The organism is Mucilaginibacter sp. RCC_168 (assembly GCF_041355315.1).
Lineage (GTDB): Bacteria > Bacteroidota > Bacteroidia > Sphingobacteriales > Sphingobacteriaceae > Mucilaginibacter.
Genome location: NZ_JBFUPN010000040.1, coordinates 24,587 through 40,527, shown reverse-complemented (window position 1 = coordinate 40,527; position 15,941 = coordinate 24,587). Strand labels below are relative to the sequence as shown.

The 15,941-nt window shown below is 40.9% G+C and carries 14 protein-coding genes and 1 pseudogene; 5 read left to right on the top strand and 10 right to left on the bottom strand.

Annotated elements, in window-relative coordinates; all coding sequences use genetic code 11:
- The 3 genes and pseudogenes from AB6735_RS26945 to rfbD all read left to right on the top strand — a co-directional run.
- Positions 1 to 204 (top strand): annotated as a pseudogene (locus tag AB6735_RS26945) (mannose-1-phosphate guanylyltransferase); the annotation flags it as partial.
- 99 nt (positions 205 to 303) lie between these two features.
- On the top strand, positions 304 to 858 hold the full coding sequence (gene rfbC / locus AB6735_RS26940) for a dTDP-4-dehydrorhamnose 3,5-epimerase (RefSeq protein WP_370999292.1): 555 nt from the start codon (positions 304 to 306) through the stop codon (positions 856 to 858).
- Between the two features lie 32 nt (positions 859 to 890).
- Positions 891 to 1,757: a dTDP-4-dehydrorhamnose reductase gene (rfbD, locus tag AB6735_RS26935; protein ID WP_370999291.1), complete on the top strand. Its 867-nt coding sequence runs from the start codon at positions 891 to 893 to the stop codon at positions 1,755 to 1,757.
- Between the two features lie 361 nt (positions 1,758 to 2,118).
- Here the strand turns inward: rfbD and cysN are convergent, their stop codons facing one another.
- Both cysN and cysD read right to left on the bottom strand, forming a co-directional pair.
- Positions 2,119 to 3,363, bottom strand: coding sequence for a sulfate adenylyltransferase subunit CysN (gene cysN, locus AB6735_RS26930; RefSeq protein ID WP_370999290.1), 1,245 nt, complete (start codon positions 3,361 to 3,363; stop codon positions 2,119 to 2,121).
- 118 nt (positions 3,364 to 3,481) lie between these two features.
- Entirely contained in the window at positions 3,482 to 4,387 is a 906-nt protein-coding gene (gene cysD, locus AB6735_RS26925) for a sulfate adenylyltransferase subunit CysD (protein ID WP_370999289.1), read from the bottom strand.
- A gap of 333 nt (positions 4,388 to 4,720) precedes the next feature.
- On the opposite strand from cysD, the gene rfbA reads away from it, so the two are divergent.
- A complete protein-coding gene (rfbA, locus tag AB6735_RS26920; protein WP_370999288.1) occupies positions 4,721 to 5,581 on the top strand; it encodes a glucose-1-phosphate thymidylyltransferase RfbA in 861 nt (286 codons plus the stop codon).
- Here rfbA and miaA read toward each other — a convergent pair.
- The 8 genes from miaA to AB6735_RS26880 all read right to left on the bottom strand — a co-directional run bounded on the left by miaA (position 5,576) and on the right by AB6735_RS26880 (position 13,378).
- Positions 5,576 to 6,493: a tRNA (adenosine(37)-N6)-dimethylallyltransferase MiaA gene (gene miaA / locus AB6735_RS26915; protein ID WP_370999287.1), complete on the bottom strand. Its 918-nt coding sequence runs from the start codon at positions 6,491 to 6,493 to the stop codon at positions 5,576 to 5,578. The two genes, rfbA and miaA, sit on opposite strands and share 6 nt — an antisense overlap.
- A 104-nt stretch (positions 6,494 to 6,597) precedes the next feature.
- Positions 6,598 to 7,257, bottom strand: coding sequence for a hypothetical protein (locus AB6735_RS26910; RefSeq protein ID WP_370999286.1), 660 nt, complete (start codon positions 7,255 to 7,257; stop codon positions 6,598 to 6,600).
- 34 nt (positions 7,258 to 7,291) lie between these two features.
- Positions 7,292 to 8,710: a CCA tRNA nucleotidyltransferase gene (locus tag AB6735_RS26905; RefSeq protein WP_370999285.1), complete on the bottom strand. Its 1,419-nt coding sequence runs from the start codon at positions 8,708 to 8,710 to the stop codon at positions 7,292 to 7,294.
- A 205-nt stretch (positions 8,711 to 8,915) separates the two neighbouring features.
- Positions 8,916 to 9,482, bottom strand: a complete 567-nt coding sequence (locus tag AB6735_RS26900; protein WP_370999284.1) for an L-threonylcarbamoyladenylate synthase — start codon at positions 9,480 to 9,482, stop codon at positions 8,916 to 8,918.
- Positions 9,483 to 9,541: 59 nt separating this feature from the next.
- Positions 9,542 to 10,528: a glycosyltransferase family 9 protein gene (locus AB6735_RS26895; protein WP_370999283.1), complete on the bottom strand. Its 987-nt coding sequence runs from the start codon at positions 10,526 to 10,528 to the stop codon at positions 9,542 to 9,544.
- 98 nt (positions 10,529 to 10,626) lie between these two features.
- On the bottom strand, positions 10,627 to 11,442 hold the full coding sequence (locus AB6735_RS26890) for a 2,3,4,5-tetrahydropyridine-2,6-dicarboxylate N-succinyltransferase (RefSeq protein WP_076374254.1): 816 nt from the start codon (positions 11,440 to 11,442) through the stop codon (positions 10,627 to 10,629).
- Positions 11,443 to 11,591: 149 nt separating this feature from the next.
- Positions 11,592 to 12,314 carry a LytR/AlgR family response regulator transcription factor gene (locus AB6735_RS26885; protein ID WP_370999282.1) on the bottom strand — a complete coding sequence of 241 codons (723 nt, stop codon included), beginning with the start codon at positions 12,312 to 12,314 and terminating at the stop codon, positions 11,592 to 11,594.
- Positions 12,311 to 13,378 (bottom strand): sensor histidine kinase, encoded by a 1,068-nt coding sequence (locus AB6735_RS26880; protein WP_370999281.1) that lies wholly within the window; start codon positions 13,376 to 13,378, stop codon positions 12,311 to 12,313. The genes AB6735_RS26885 and AB6735_RS26880 overlap by 4 nt, the downstream gene beginning before the upstream one ends.
- Before the next feature lie 237 nt (positions 13,379 to 13,615).
- Here AB6735_RS26880 and AB6735_RS26875 point away from each other — a divergent pair, with 237 nt between their 5' ends.
- The gene (locus AB6735_RS26875) at positions 13,616 to 15,940 is read left to right on the top strand and encodes a TonB-dependent receptor domain-containing protein (protein ID WP_370999280.1); all 2,325 of its coding nucleotides are present in this window, start codon (positions 13,616 to 13,618) and stop codon (positions 15,938 to 15,940) included.
- Position 15,941 lies beyond the last annotated feature (1 nt).

Below are 15,941 nucleotides of genomic sequence, written 5' to 3'. Positions count from 1 at the left end.
CCATCAGAAAAGGTGATCATGTATGATTCATCCAACTGTATGGTGAATGTACCGGGTGAAAAGCTGGTGATACTGCAGGGGCTGCATAATTTTATCGTAGTAGAATCCAACAACACACTGCTGATCTGTCCGCGAGACCAGGAACAGAATGTAAAACAGGTGGTGGCTGATGTGAAAGCCAAGTTTGGTACTAAGTTTATTTAACATCCAGTTTTGTTCATTTTTGAATAATAGCTCACAACTTTAATAATATGTAATAGCTTTGCATATCCGGTTTTGATCGACGAGAAACATTAATAATATATGACTATTACTCCAACCCCGATTGAGGGGCTTATTGTTTTAACCCCGCGTATTTTTAACGATGACAGAGGGTATTTTTTCGAATCATTTAATGAAAGAACTTTCTGGGATGCCGTAGGGGTTAAAATTCAATTTGTACAGGATAATGAATCATTTTCAACAAAAGGAGTATTACGTGGCCTTCATCTGCAAAAAGGAGAGCATGCGCAAACAAAATTAGTAAGAGTAATACAAGGAGAAGTATTGGATGTAGCTGTTGATTTGCGTAAAAATTCACCAACTTATGGTCAGCACTATAGTGTGGTATTAACGGCCGATAACCATCAGCAGTTTCTTATCCCCAAAGGCTTTGCGCACGGGTTTGTGGTATTAAGTGATACTGCCATTTTTCAATATAAATGTGATAATTATTATAATAAACAGGCCGAAGGTGGTTTACACTATGCCGATCCTGCTTTAAATATTAACTGGCGATTAGGTGCGGATGAGTTGATCGTTGCAGATAAAGATAAAGAATTGCTCTTTTTAAAGGATGTTACCGATCTCGGGTTTTAATAATAAACATCAATTTTTAGACAAGTATAGCTATGCAAAACATTGTGGTTTTTGGTGCCTCCGGTCAACTTGGACAATGCCTTAAAAAGGTTTCGACCGAAAAGGGTGTAGATTTCATCATTTTCCCTCCCGAAACAGAAGCCAATATCCTGGATACTGATGCCATATCAAAAGTATTTGAGCAATACAAACCGGCTTACGTCATTAACTGTGCCGCCTATACTGCTGTTGATAAAGCGGAAGATGACGTGGATATGGCCCGTAAAATAAACAAAACTGGGGCAGCCAACCTGGCGCAGGCCTGTAAGCAATATGGTGCCATATTGGTTCATACCTCAACAGATTTTGTTTTTAAGGGTGATAAGCCTTATCCGCTTGTTGAAACGGATATAGCCGATCCTATTAGCATATATGGTCTTACAAAGTTAGAGGGTGAACAGGATGTTGTAAACCTATTACCCCGGCACTTCATTATACGTACCAGCTGGTTGTACTCTGAATACGGTAATAATTTTGTGAAAACCATGCTCAAATTAGGTGCCGAACGCGATGAGCTCAAAATTATAGCCGACCAGGTAGGAACGCCTACTTATGCCATTGACCTGGCTGCTGCTATATTGGATATCATTACATCGGGCAGCGAAAGTTTTGGAATTTATCATTACAGCAATGAAGGGGTAACCTCTTGGTATGATTTTGCAAAGGGGATATTTGACCTGTCAGGAACCCAGGTGAAAACGTATCCGATACGCACCAGCGAATATCCAACACGGGCCACCCGGCCCGCATTTTCGGTGATGGACAAAGCAAAGATCAAAACTACTTTTAATATCCAGATACCTTACTGGCGGGATAGCCTGATAACCTGTTTAGAAAGACTTAGTCCACCAGCCCCCTGAAGGGGGAGTTTGCCGATGTGCAAATGACAAATTTTAGATGTGCAGATAAAAATGCCATCAAAAAAGAGCCCTGTTTCTTTTGAGAAACAGGGCCTTGTTTTTTAAATCCTAAATAGGTACCCCATTTTGTTAAAAAAGTGGGTTTGCATGATTTTACACTTTTTATGGTTAATATTGATTTATATAATTGATAATCAATTAATTGTGTTTTTTCGAAAAAATTATGTAAACCCCAGTTTATAACAAATTAGTCCGCTTGTTCAGGGATTATGCTTACCCCTATCTTTTAAATACAAAGCCATTTACTAAACCATCTGCACATCCAAAATGTGCACATCTGCACATCAAGAAGCTCAGGGGGTTAAACCAGTATTGTTCCCGCGGCTACGGTTTCGTTAGTAGCCTCGTCAACCAATATCAGTGAGCCGGTGATACGATTTTTACGATACTCATCAAATACAACAGGCTGGGTAGTACGCAGGCGTACGCGGGCCATCTCATTCATTTTAATATCGCCTGCATTTTCCAGTTTTTCCATGGTGTTGATGTCCAGTTTGTAGCTTACCTCTTTAATAATAGCCATTACCTCGCGGGTAGTGGTTTTTAAGTGGTATTTAGCACCAGGGCGTGGCCCTTTAGTGCCCATCCAGCAGAGCATTACTTCCAGGTCCTGACTCACTTGGGGTTCGCTATCGTCTTTTACGATCATATCTCCGCGACTGATATCAATATCATCTTCCAGCGTAATAGATACAGACATGGGCGCAAACGCTTCTTCAACCGGACCGGAATAGGTATCGATAGATCTTATAGACGATGTTAAACCCGATGGCAGAACAGTGATTTTATCGCCCGGCTTAAATATGCCTCCGGCAATCCGGCCAGCATAACCACGGTAGTCGTGATATTCGACCGCGTGCGGGCGTATTACTGTTTGTATCGGGAAGCGGGCATCTGAGTGGTTCTCATCACTGCCTATATGGATAGTTTCCAGGGTATGCAGCAGGCTCTCGCCTTTATACCATGGCATGTTTACAGAGTCGTTTACTACGTTATCACCTTCCAGCGCGCTGATGGGTACATAACGAATGTCGGTAACATCAATCTTGGCTGCAAAATCTTCGTATTGTTCAACTACCTTGTTAAATACTTCTTCGGAATAATCAACCAGGTCCATTTTATTGATACATACAATAATATGAGGAATCTTTAATAACGAAGCGATGAAAGAGTGCCTGCAGGTTTGCTCAACAACACCTTTGCGGGCATCTATCAGCACCAAAGCTAAATTAGCCGTAGATGCGCCGGTAACCATGTTGCGGGTATATTGGATATGCCCTGGAGTATCAGCAATGATGAATTTACGTTTAGGGGTGGCAAAATAACGGTAGGCAACATCAATAGTAATACCTTGTTCTCTTTCAGACCGTAAACCATCAGTAAGTAAAGAGAGATCAATATGCTGTAAGCCCTTTCTTTCGCTCGACTGTTTTACGGCCGCCATCTGATCCTCAAATATCGATTTGGAATCATATAATAACCGGCCAATAAGCGTGCTTTTTCCGTCATCTACACTGCCGGCTGTTGTAAAACGTAATAGTTCCATTTTTTTATGTGGTGGTGGGTATCAAGTAGCTAGTATCAAGTATCACGATTTTTAAAAATGATCAACTCCGTTTAATGAAGCTGTCTTGATACTTGATACTGGCTACTTGATACTCTCTTTAAAAATAACCTTGTTTTTTTCTGTCTTCCATTGATGTATCAGAGCGCTTATCATCGCTTCTGTTACCACGTTCGGTGCTGCGGGTGGCTGATACCTCTGCTACAATTTTTTCCAATGTATCCGCGTCTGATTCAATGCCACCGGTTATGGTGATATCGCCCAGTGTGCGGAAACGCATCAGCTTGTTCTCCACTTTTTCGCCATCACGCAGTACTAAAAACTCTGATGCCGGCAGCCAGGTACCATCACGGTAAACAACCTCGCGGTTATGAGCAAAGTAAAGGGAAGGGATAGCGATGTTTTCCTGCAGGATGTAATTCCAGATATCCATTTCCGTCCAGTTACTGATCGGGAAAACCCTGAAATGTTCACCCATGCGTTTACGGCCATTGAAAATATTCCAAAGCTCTGGTCGCTGGTTCTTTGGGTCCCACTGGCCAAACTCGTCGCGGTGCGAAAAGAAACGCTCTTTTGAGCGTGCTTTTTCTTCATCACGACGTGCGCCGCCAATAGCCGCGTCTATCTTATGACTTTCGATGGTATCCAGCAATGAAACTATCTGGAGTTCGTTGCGGCTGGCGTTAATACCACTTTCTTCAACAGCACGGCCTTTGTCAATAGCTTCCTGTACCGAACCTACTATAAGTTGTACACCCAGGTCGGCCACCAGGTTATCCCTAAAAGCCATGGTTTCAGGAAAATTGTGCCCGGTATCGATATGGATAAGGGGCATAGGTATTTTGGCCGGCCAAAAGGCTTTACGGGCCAGGTGAGTTACCACAATGGAATCTTTTCCACCGGAGAACAATATAGCAGGGCGATCAAACTGGGCTACAACTTCGCGTATAACGTATATAGCCTCTGATTCTAATTCCTGTAGATGAGTAAGATAATATTTATGCATTTTAAAACGAAAATCCGCTAAATCCACCTAAATAGTAGTATTTGGCAATCAAACTGCAATATTAGCAAATTATGCGCATTTTATCGCTATCTAATCTATTTTAAACCTGAAAATTAACGCCATTTTCATGAAACCTGGAAAGAGAGGTAAACCCCAAATAAATTCTTACATATACCTGAAATATGACGGATATGTTATTAGTATATTAAACTAAATGAAGTTAAACAGCAATAATAATATTCTACCGTTAAAATATGTTAGATATAGCAACCTGCGCGTAGGTTATGCGTAAAAAATAACTACTTTTAAAAATCTATAATACAAATCAATCTAATGAAAGGAATTATTTTAGCGGGAGGATCAGGCACCAGACTTTATCCAATTACCAGGGCAATAAGTAAACAGCTGATGCCGATTTATGATAAGCCAATGATCTATTATCCCTTGTCGGTTTTAATGCAAGCCGATATCAGGGAGATATTGATCATCACCACTCCCGAAGATAACGAAGGATTTAAACGCCTGTTGGGCGATGGAGCCGAACTGGGCTGCAAATTTGAATATGCAATACAGGAAAAACCAAACGGTCTGGCGCAAGCCTTTGTAATTGGTGAAAAGTTTATTGGTAACGATAAGGTTGCGCTGATACTGGGCGATAATATATTTTACGGTACCGGCTTTAGCGAATTGATACGCAGCTTTAATGATGTTGATGGCGCGGCTATTTTTGCCTATCACGTGGCCGATCCTGAAAGGTATGGTGTTGTGGAGTTTGACGCGGATTTTAAAGCCGTATCTATTGAAGAGAAACCAACTGCGCCAAAATCCAGGTTCGCGGTACCGGGATTGTATTTTTATGACAATAGCGTTATCCAGATAGCCAAGGATCTTAAGCCCTCGCCGCGTGGTGAATATGAAATTACCGATGTAAATAAATATTACCTGGAGCAGGGAAATTTGCACGTAGGGGTAATGGATAAAGGTACAGCCTGGCTGGATACCGGAACTTTTGACTCTTTAAGCGATGCTACCGAATATGTGCGCGTGATTGAAAAACGTCAGTCGACTAAAATTGGTTGTATTGAAGAGGTAGCTTACCGCCGTGGGTTTATTGATGGTACACAGTTAAAAGTGTTGGTAGCTAAATATATTAAGAGCGGCTACGGTGTTTACTTGCAAAGCCTGCTATCATAAAACTGTATCAATAGTACCGGTCATTTGATCGAGTATATTTGCATCGCTGGCCTTGAACCAGTGAAAGGCATTGTCTTTACGGAACCAGGTGAGTTGTCTTTTGGCAAATCGCCTGGTATTTTGTTTTATCATTTCAATAGCCTTTTCAAGACTGGTTTTACCATCAAAATAATCAAACAATTCGGCATAACCTACGGTGTTCAGCGCATTGAGATGGCGAAAGGGGAGCAACGCCTCTGCTTCGGCTAATAATCCTTGTTGTACCATCAGATCAACCCGGTGGTTAATACGGTTGTATAATACCTCACGGGGCAAGTTAAGTGCCAGTTTAATGATATTAAATGGACGTTTGTTTATGGTAGCCTGCCGGTATGAGGAGAAGGGTTTGCCCGAACTTTCAAAAACCTCCAAAGCCCTGATGATACGTTGAGGGTTACCCAGATCTACCTCGTTATAATAAACCGGATCGACCGATTGTAATTGCTGTTGAAGATAGCCGATCCCTTTTTCTTCCAGTTCCTGGTTTAGTCTTTCTCTGATAGCAGGATCGGCTGTTGGCAGATCATCAAAACCCTCGCATATCGCCTTAATATATAAACCAGAACCTCCGGCCAAAACCACTTTATTGTGTGTCTTAAATAGCTTATCCAACAAAGCAAGGCCCTGTTTTTCAAAATCGCCTACAGAAAAGGGTTCGGTTATAGAATGTGAGTCAATGAAATAATGTTTTACGGCTGCTAACTCCTGTGTATTAGGTTTAGCGGTACCTATACTCATTTCCCTAAAAAACTGCCTGGAATCGGCAGATGCCACTACCGTATTGTAATGCCTGGCCAATTCAATAGCCGCTGCCGTTTTACCCACAGCTGTTGGGCCTGCAATTACGATGAGGGTTTTGTTTTTGGGGATCATAGCTTATGGTTCATAGATCATAGCCGATTTTCTCAAGGCTATAAAAAAATGTATTACCTGACAATGAACCATTAACTATGATCCATGAACTGCGAAGCAACTAATTAATAATCATCGCCACCACCACGGTGCGGACGATCTTCTTCATCAAAGCCTTCGTCGTCGGCAAATTCGTTGCCAAACTCATCTTCTTCCTCTTCTTCGGCTTCGTGTTTTTCTTCGGGCAGATCATCAACTTCAGTATCGGTTACTTCCGAAAAATCCTCGGCATCTTCGGGCGTAAAAGCCATTTCATTCAGGAAGTCGAAATCCTCGTTTGTTGGTGGCAATACGGTTGGGTTAAATACGTTACCGAATTGTTTTGGTGCTTCGCCGACAGATTTTATAACGGCTGGGTAAGTTGTACCTGGTGTTTCATCAAGGATGATCTTCATCAGTTCGACGTGAAAATCAAAAGGGCGGTCGAAGTTAAAAGTGTAGTAAAATTTTTGGTGCGGGTCATCAATAAAACTCAGCAGTTTTACATTGCTCATTAATGATACGCCACGGTCAATCCTTTTTTGATTAGGCAAATAAGTAATTTCTTCACCCTTTGTCCATTGATCATTACTGATATAAAAAGAAGATGAAAACTCGGGATTGTAGCCGGTTGACTGGTGTATTGCGCGGTGGAGATCTTCGAAGGTTTGATTTGATTTAACATCAATCTCTCTCATTACGTCATCATAATCTTCGAAAGTTACCCTGAACCTGTATAGTGCCATTGTTTTTGTGAATTTTGGGAACAAAAATAATCTTTTAATTCAATTTTGTGTCTGCTACAACTTTTAAGCCAATTTCTAAACCTTTACTTATTGTGAAATTTAAAGCTGCTTCTCGGGTGTTTGGAATTTCACCTTCAAGTATGGCTTCACGTATCTGATTTTTGATAATTCCTACCTCACGGCCTTCTTTAAGGCCAAAAAGCTGCATAATGTCATTGCCGGTAACAGGTGGCTGCCAGTTTCTGATGCTATCGCGCTCTTCAACATCTTTTAATTTTTGTTGAACAAGCTCGAAATTGTTACGATACTTTTTTACTTTATATTCGTTTTTGGTGGTGATGTCTGCTTTACACAACAACATCAGGCCTTCAATATCATCTCCCGCCTCAAAAAGTAACCTGCGCACCGCAGAATCTGTAACAATAGACTGTGACAATACAATGGGGCGTAAATGGAGCTGAACCAGCTTTTGTACCTGCTTCATTTTTTCGTTAAGCGGTAATTTTAACTTGGCAAATATTTTGGGCACCATGCGTGCACCGCGATCCTCATGACCATGAAACGTCCAGCCGTGACCGGGTTCAAAGCGTTTGGTGGCCGGTTTGGCAATGTCATGTAATATGGCGGCCCAGCGCAGCCATAGATCTGTCGTGGTTTCGCAAATATTATCCAGTACCTGCAGGGTATGATAAAAATTGTCTTTATGACCCTTGCCGTCGATATAATCAACCCCGTAAAGGTTAGCCATTAACGGAAATATTTTATGCAGCAGGCCGGTATCAAATAAATAATTAAATCCGATAGATGGCACCGGCGAGAGAATGATCTTGTTCAACTCGTCGGTGATGCGCTCCTGTGATATGATGCTGATGCGGTCGGCATTGTTCCTGATCGCTTCTACAGCTATATCATCTATCCTGAAATTAAGCTGTGTAGCAAACCGGATGGCCCGCATCATGCGCAGCGGATCATCAGAAAAGGTTTCATTGGGATTAAGCGGTGTCCGGATCAGTTTCTGTTCCAGGTCGGCTATACCATTAAATGGATCAAGCAGCTCACCAAAAGTATCGGGATGAAGAGAAATGGCCAGCGCGTTGATGGTGAAATCGCGGCGTTTCTGGTCGTCCTCCAAAGTGCCGTCTTCTACTATAGGTTTCCTGGAATCGCGGCGATATGATTCTTTACGGGCGCCCACAAACTCCACTTCCACATCCTGGTATTTAAGTGATGCTGTGCCAAAGTTTTTATACACGGCTACCTTTACTTTCAGTTTAGCTGCTACCGCTTCGGCAAAAGCAATACCGTTACCTATAATAACAATATCAATATCTTTTGAAGGGCGTTTAAGAAAAATATCGCGTACAAAGCCACCAATAGCATAAACCTGCAGATTGTGCTGTGCCGCAAGTTTTGATATGATTGAAAATACAGGGTGCTGAAGGTGGGCTTTCATGTAGCTTAATAAAATTCTGAGTTCTAAAACCTAAATTCTAAAACGAAGGTCAAAGGTAATGGTAATTTTTAAACTCTAAATTCTAAAACCTAAATTCTAAATCAGAAAAAAAGAATCAAGAGTCAAGAGCCAAGAGCCAAGAGTCAAGACACAAAAAGGCGTAGTTATTTTTCTTGATTCCTGGCTCTTACCTCTTGGCTCTCTTCTACCTGCGTATAAACTCAAACCGGCCATCGGGAGCCAGTTTCATAATGGTTGACGGGTTTTTGATCTCTTTGCTATGCTGATCAATATCAACTACATAATCAACACCATCAATGATTTCCTGATCGATCTGTGAAAAATATTGCGGAGATGGTTTGCCGCTTATATTGGCTGAGGTTGACACCAAAGGTTTGCGTAATCGCTGTATCAATTGCTGGCAAAACTGATGACTGGTAACCCGGATACCGATGCTGCCATCGGGGGCTATTAAAGCCGGTGAAATATTTTTGGCGCCCGGCATAACCAGGGTCAAAGGGTTTTCGGCGTATTCGATCAGGTCATAAGCCAGGGCATTAACCTCCTGTACATAGCTTTCCAGCTTGTTTTCGGTATCCAGCAAAATGATCATGCTTTTGGCTTCATCGCGCTGTTTCAGGCGATATATCTTTTGCACGGCTTCGGTATTGGTAGCATCGCAGCCAATACCCCAGATGGTATCGGTAGGGTACAGGATAATGCCGCCTTCCTGTACTATTTTTAGCGCTTTGGCAACTTCGTCTTTAAGCATGGTTGGTATATTTTATTAGAATCAAGAAGAAAATAGTTAAAATATTTTTCTTCTTGATTCTAATATCTTGACTCTTGATTTAACGCGTTTATAATTTGCAATTCATCCAGCAGTTCCATACAACGCGGAACGCCATAAAGCTTGCAGGTATTGCGCACACAAGGTTCGCAGGTTAGTTTACCATAACGCAGTACGGTTAAATTTTGTTTGTTATAAGGGGCCGTGTTATGCTCATTGCCAGCACCAAACAATACGATAACAGGTGTACCCACACTGTTGGCCAAATGAGCCGGACCTGAATCGGTGGTTAATATGGCCGCGCTTTGCGCCATCAGGCTGCATAAACCCGGCAAGTCAGTTTTGCCGGCATAGTTTTCCAGTCTTTCTTGGTTGTCAGAACCCGCAATAAGCTGACGTACAAAGTCTGCCTCCTTGGGCGAGCCGATCAAACCAAAAGTAATATCCGGAAAAGCGGCGGTTAATTGATTCAGCAGCGCTTGTCCTTTATCCAGCGGCATCCTGCGTGAGGATGCTTCGGAATTAAAATTGATCAGCACATGGTTATTTTGCTTGGGTGATGTTATGGGAACATTTAATTTTACCTGTTTATCGGTTATTGTTTTACCGGTAAATTGCTCTAATAAGGATACATATTCGTCAACCCGGTGCAGGTCAGCAGGTTTTTTGAGAGAGCTGGTCAGTAAAAAAAAGCCGCCTTCCTTGCCAAAACCTACCCGCTTTTTTGCTCTGGTAGCCCAGGCCATCACCAAGGATGAAAGGGATTGGGGCAGATTAAAAAAGAGATCGTATTTTTCGGATTTTAGATTTTTACCAAAACGATAAACACCGCCAAGGCCACTAAATTCCTGTTTTGAAAATGGATAGATGCGGGTTAAACCTGGTATAAGCGGGGCTATGTTGCTGAGCTCTTTTTTAATGATCACATCAATCTGAGCATCAGGATAAAGCTGACCAACCGCATTAACAAATGCGGTGCTCATCACCACATCGCCAAGCCAGTTGGGCAGCCTTATCAGTATCTTCATTTTTTGAGATATGGGATATGAGATGTGAGATATGAGATTTTTTACTATTTCGTTAAGAAAGTAGTCTCAAATCCCATATCTAACATCTCATATCTAAATTAAACCGCTACGTTATTTTCCCTTAACGCGTCGTTCAATGATGTTTTTTTGTCAGTTGATTCCTTGCGGGTACCGATGATCAAGGCACAAGGTACCTGGAAATCGCCAGCCGGGAACTTTTTGGTATATGAACCTGGGATAACTACCGAACGTGCGGGTACGCGACCTTTATACTCAACCGGGGTTGAGCCTGTTACATCAATAATTTTGGTCGACGCGGTTAAAACTACGTTGGCACCTAATACGGCTTCATGTTCTACATGCACACCTTCAACCACAATAGCGCGTGATCCAAGGAAACAGTTATCTTCAATAATAACCGGGGCAGCCTGTAATGGCTCCAATACACCGCCAATACCTACACCACCGCTTAAGTGTACATGCTTGCCTATCTGCGCGCATGAGCCTACTGTAGCCCAGGTATCAACCATAGTACCTTCATCTACATAAGCGCCAATGTTTACGTACGATGGCATCATGATAACACCTTTTGCCAGGTATGCGCCATAACGGGCAATGCCATGAGGTACCACGCGTACACCGGCAGCTTTATAATTGGTCTTCAGTTTCATTTTGTCATGAAAAACAAAAGGGCCAACTTTAATTTCTTCCATCTGACGGGTAGGGAAATACAGCACTACTGCTTTTTTTATCCACTCGTTCACATGCCAGCGTGAACCAATCGGTTCGGCCACACGGATCTCGCCTTTGTCTAACCGTTCAATAACGGTTTCTATGGCAGTGGTATATTCATTATAATTCAGCAGATTCCTGTCTTCCCAGGCATCTTCAATCAGTTTTTTAAGATCTTGCATTGGTAAAATTAAACTTTTGGCAAATTAAAGGAATTTTAGGGAGAATTGCTTGAAATTAGGCGATTAGTCCCTAACCTTTTCAAATATGCAAACAATGAAATTTAAAGCTGAATAGTAAAAGTGAACCTTAAATGGTATGGAAAAAGGCTTTACCGGCTTAATATTTTCTTGGTCACAAATTCATCAAAAAAGTAAGAGCGATAAGCATTGCCTATGGATATTTCATATTTGCGTATGTTCACCGTATTATTATCAAAGGCAGTTATTTGATTAATGTTGATGATATAAGATTTGCTGATGCGGGCAAAAAGGTTTTGTGGTAGTTGTTCATAAATGGTTTTTATATTCATGGCGGTTATGATCTTTTGATCATCGGTTTGCATCACCACATAATCTTTAAGTCCTTCTATAAACAGGATGTCTTTAAAGTAGATCTTAATATATTTCCGGTCGGCTTTAACAAAAAAGTAGTCCTCCGCTACATTCTCAATTTTGTTGTTCGAATGATCGGCTTTTAAAATATCCTGGTAAAACTGTGCCCTATTCACCGCTTTCAAAAAGCGTTCATACCGTATGGGTTTAATCAGGTAATCAATAGCTTCAACCTCAAAACCTTCTAAGGCATATTCTGCATAAGCGGTGGTGAAGACGAGTAAGGTTTTTGCTGGTATCATTTTAGCAAACTCCATTCCGCCGATGCCTGGCATTTGAATATCCAGAAAAATCAGATCGACCGCGGTCTCATTAATAAATTTTGCCGCAGCATTGGCGCTTCCAAAACTATTAAGTAATTGTAGATTAGGGGTTTTGTTGATAAATAACTGAATGGCCTCCCGTGCTAAGGGTTCATCATCTACAATGATACAATTCATAAGATAATCTTTAAGTCTACACGAAATTTATCTTTATCATCCTGGATCTGAAAAATATGTTTTTCTGGATAAAGCAGTTCTAATCTCCGTTTTACATTCCCCAGACCCAGCCCTCCATTACCGTTGCTGATCACTTCAATCCTTGGTTTCGAATTGATACAATTAAAATTGATTTCGTTGTACCTAACTTTAAAAAACACATGAATATAGGATGTGTTTTCGGCATCCATGTTGTGTTTTACCGCATTTTCAACAAAGGTAATAAAAAGTGAGGGTGATACCTGTACACCGCTAATATCCCCTTCCCTTGACATGATGAACTCAAAGTTATCACGCCTTATTTTTTCCAGGTTTAAAAAGTCTTCCAAAAAACGGATCTCCGCAGTAAGCAAAACCTTGTTTCGGGTACTGTCATAAAGCTGGTAACGAAGCAGGTCGCTTAATTTCATCACCACTTGTGATGCCTTTTCGGGATCGGTTTGTGTTAGTACATTAACATTGTTGAGCATGTTAAATAAAAAATGCGGATTGATCTGGTTTTTTAATTGTTCCAGTTCGGCCTGTATGGTAACAGTTTCCAGATCATTGATCCGCTGGTTAACTACAATGGAGTGCTGAAATAATTTAATAGCGGCAGAGGCAGCTATCAGGATCAGGAATATCAGCGTAATAAAAGTAAAGAGCAGCACACTGGGGCTTTCGTTGCTGGCCTTATAATGAAATTTAAAATAAGGGTTGATCAGGTATCTTCCGGATACAAAAAATAACAAAGCCACAACAAATAGTACAATTACCCAAATAAAGTATTTTACGTAACTGGCATTGTATACATAACGGGGGATCAATATATACATGTTGATATAAAACAACAACATCAGGATAAGAAAGAAGGTGATTTTTAAATAGGTGTTAACCGGTTCAATAAAGGTATCCCTGGTGCTTGAAAAGATAACTCCGAGAAATAAGATCAGCGCGATATGCCTGTAAACTCTATATTTCGCGCTGCTTAAAAATTGAATCAGCATATCATTATTTAACTGCTTTGTGTCGGTTTCAGGTTTCATTGGATATCTATCTTTTAAAAATAAACATTTTAAACAGGGTGTAAGTTTTGTTTATACCAAATGTGTAAATTATTATACCAAATGTTACTTTAATAATTTTATTAATACCTATCTAAATTTGCTTTACACTCCATTTTTTTAGTATAAGCGATAGTGTACTTGCTATAATTTATACGGGGTTTCGTATAAATTAAAATAGTTTAGTAGTCGATAAAGATACCTTAGCGCTATATGCAAATGGCCAGATCTATCTTTACTATTTTCATAACACTGACCGCCATTGCCGCCTACGCTCAAAAGAAGGCTACCATTAACGGAACCGTTAAAGATGCTGTTACAGGCGAAACCTTAATAGGTGCCTCGGTTACCATTCAGGAATTACCGGCGGTTGGAACGGCTACTAACAATTATGGCTTTTATTCGCTGGCGGTTATTGAGGGAGAATATACCTTATTATTTACCAGTGTTGGTTATAAAAAGATAGCTCAAAAAGTGTCACTTCATAAAAATGAGGTTATTAATATATCCTTATCCCCCAAAAATGATTTGCAGGAAGTTATTGTGAAGAGCAAGCGATTTAGTAATGATAATGTGGTATCGCCTCAAATGGGTGTTGAGAAATTGAACATGACGCAAATAAATCAGGTACCAGTTTTATTAGGGGAAAGGGATATTCTAAAAACTATCACCTTAATGCCAGGTATTAAATCGGCTGGTGAGGGTAATACCGGCTTTTATGTGCGTGGAGGAGGATCAGACCAGAACCTGATCTTGCTGGATGGGGCCCCGATATATAACGCGTCGCACCTGTTAGGTTTCTTCTCAACCTTCAATTCTGATGCTATTAAGGATGTAAGTATCTATAAAGGAGGTATGCCGGCAGAATATGGCGGTCGCCTGTCTTCAGTTCTGGACGTTAAGATGAACGATGGGAATGATAAAGATTTTACGGTGCAGGGCGGTATCGGCCTTATTGCTTCGAGAATTAAAGTTGAAGGCCCGATTGTAAAAGATAAAGGATCATTCATGGTGAGTGCCCGCAGAACATATATTGATCTTTTTTTAAAAGCGGTACCAGACTCAAGCATCAACGGAAGCTCCATATACTTTTATGATATCAATGCCAAGGCAAACTATCAGTTCGACGATAAAAATGCCATTTATATATCCGGGTATTTAGGCAAAGATGTTTTGGGCTTAAAAGACGTTTTTGGAACAAACTGGGGAAACTCGGCAGGAACTATCAGGTTTACCCATTTGTTTGGCAGCAGATTGTTTTCTAATACTTCATTAATCTACAGTAAATATAATTACATGGTAGAAAGCTTTCAGAATAATGATGGTTTTAAAGCCACATCAAAAATAACTGATGCTAACCTGAAAGAAGATCTGCAGTACGCCATTGCCAATAATCATATCGTAAAATTTGGATTTAATATTTTACACCACGACATCGCCCCTGGAGATATAACAACCACTAAGGCGTCGGCTTATAATAACAGGCATGTAGAACAACGCTATGGATATGAAACCGCCGCTTACCTAAGTGATGAGTGGAAAGTGGGTAATCATGTAACGCTATTATATGGAGTAAGGTTTAGTTATATGTTTTTATTAGGCCCCGGAACATTTAAAACCTTTGATAGTAATGGTGCCACTACATCTTCTATAACTTATAAGGCGGGATCGGTGGTGCGGCGGTATTTGAACCCGGAGCCCCGCTTTTCAGCCAGTTATTTAATTAATGACGAAAACTCCCTTAAAGCCTCTTATAGCCGAAATACACAAAATATACACCTGCTCAGTAATTCTACCAGCAGCACCCCTGTGGATCTGTACGTGATGAGCAGTAAAAATATTAAACCCGAGATAGCCGATCAGGTATCTACCGGTTACTTTAAAAAGTTTAACAACAATGCCTATGAGTTTTCGGCCGAAGTTTATTATAAATGGCTACAAAATCAAATTGACTACAAAGACGGTGCCCAGCTTTTAGTTAATCAGGATGTAGAATCACAGTTAACCTATGGTACAGGAAGGGCATACGGCATTGAATTATTTTTAAAGAAAAAGTATGGCCGGTTCACGGGCTGGATAGGATATACGCTATCCAGAACTGAAAGAAAATTTGATGCCATCAACAACGGAAGCTATTATCCTGCACGGCAGGACCGAACACATGATGGTTCTGTGGTGGGTATTTATCAGTTTAGTAAACGCTGGACTTTCTCAGGAACTTTTCTGTATGGTACCGGGAATGCGGTTACCTATCCCACAGGGAAATATAATATAGGTGGGATAACCACTTTTTCCTATTCTAAACGGAATAACTACCGCTTGCCTTCATCAAACAGATTGGATATAGGTGCTACGCTTGAAGGAAAAGAACATAAGCGGTATCACTCCAGCTGGACATTTAGTATTTATAACGTATATGCACACAGAGATCCTTATAGCGTAACCTTCAGGGATAGCAAAACTGATCCAAACATGACGGAGGCTGTTGAAACCAGCATTTTCGCTACGCTGATTCCTTCTGTCACCTGGGATTTTAAATTTTAAC

What these genes read in the sequence shown, in the direction of transcription:
- rfbC (WP_370999292.1), top strand. Translation starts at nt 304, where the DNA reads ATGACTATTACTCCAACCCCGATTGAGGGGCTTATTGTTTTAACCCCG.
- rfbD (WP_370999291.1), top strand. Translation starts at nt 891, where the DNA reads ATGCAAAACATTGTGGTTTTTGGTGCCTCCGGTCAACTTGGACAATGC.
- cysN (WP_370999290.1), bottom strand. Translation starts at nt 3,363, where the DNA reads ATGGAACTATTACGTTTTACAACAGCCGGCAGTGTAGATGACGGAAAA.
- cysD (WP_370999289.1), bottom strand. Translation starts at nt 4,387, where the DNA reads ATGCATAAATATTATCTTACTCATCTACAGGAATTAGAATCAGAGGCT.
- rfbA (WP_370999288.1), top strand. Translation starts at nt 4,721, where the DNA reads ATGAAAGGAATTATTTTAGCGGGAGGATCAGGCACCAGACTTTATCCA.
- miaA (WP_370999287.1), bottom strand. Translation starts at nt 6,493, where the DNA reads ATGATCCCCAAAAACAAAACCCTCATCGTAATTGCAGGCCCAACAGCT.
- AB6735_RS26910 (WP_370999286.1), bottom strand. Translation starts at nt 7,257, where the DNA reads ATGGCACTATACAGGTTCAGGGTAACTTTCGAAGATTATGATGACGTA.
- AB6735_RS26905 (WP_370999285.1), bottom strand. Translation starts at nt 8,710, where the DNA reads ATGAAAGCCCACCTTCAGCACCCTGTATTTTCAATCATATCAAAACTT.
- AB6735_RS26900 (WP_370999284.1), bottom strand. Translation starts at nt 9,482, where the DNA reads ATGCTTAAAGACGAAGTTGCCAAAGCGCTAAAAATAGTACAGGAAGGC.
- AB6735_RS26895 (WP_370999283.1), bottom strand. Translation starts at nt 10,528, where the DNA reads ATGAAGATACTGATAAGGCTGCCCAACTGGCTTGGCGATGTGGTGATG.
- AB6735_RS26890 (WP_076374254.1), bottom strand. Translation starts at nt 11,442, where the DNA reads ATGCAAGATCTTAAAAAACTGATTGAAGATGCCTGGGAAGACAGGAAT.
- AB6735_RS26885 (WP_370999282.1), bottom strand. Translation starts at nt 12,314, where the DNA reads ATGAATTGTATCATTGTAGATGATGAACCCTTAGCACGGGAGGCCATT.
- AB6735_RS26880 (WP_370999281.1), bottom strand. Translation starts at nt 13,378, where the DNA reads ATGAAACCTGAAACCGACACAAAGCAGTTAAATAATGATATGCTGATT.
- AB6735_RS26875 (WP_370999280.1), top strand. Translation starts at nt 13,616, where the DNA reads ATGGCCAGATCTATCTTTACTATTTTCATAACACTGACCGCCATTGCC.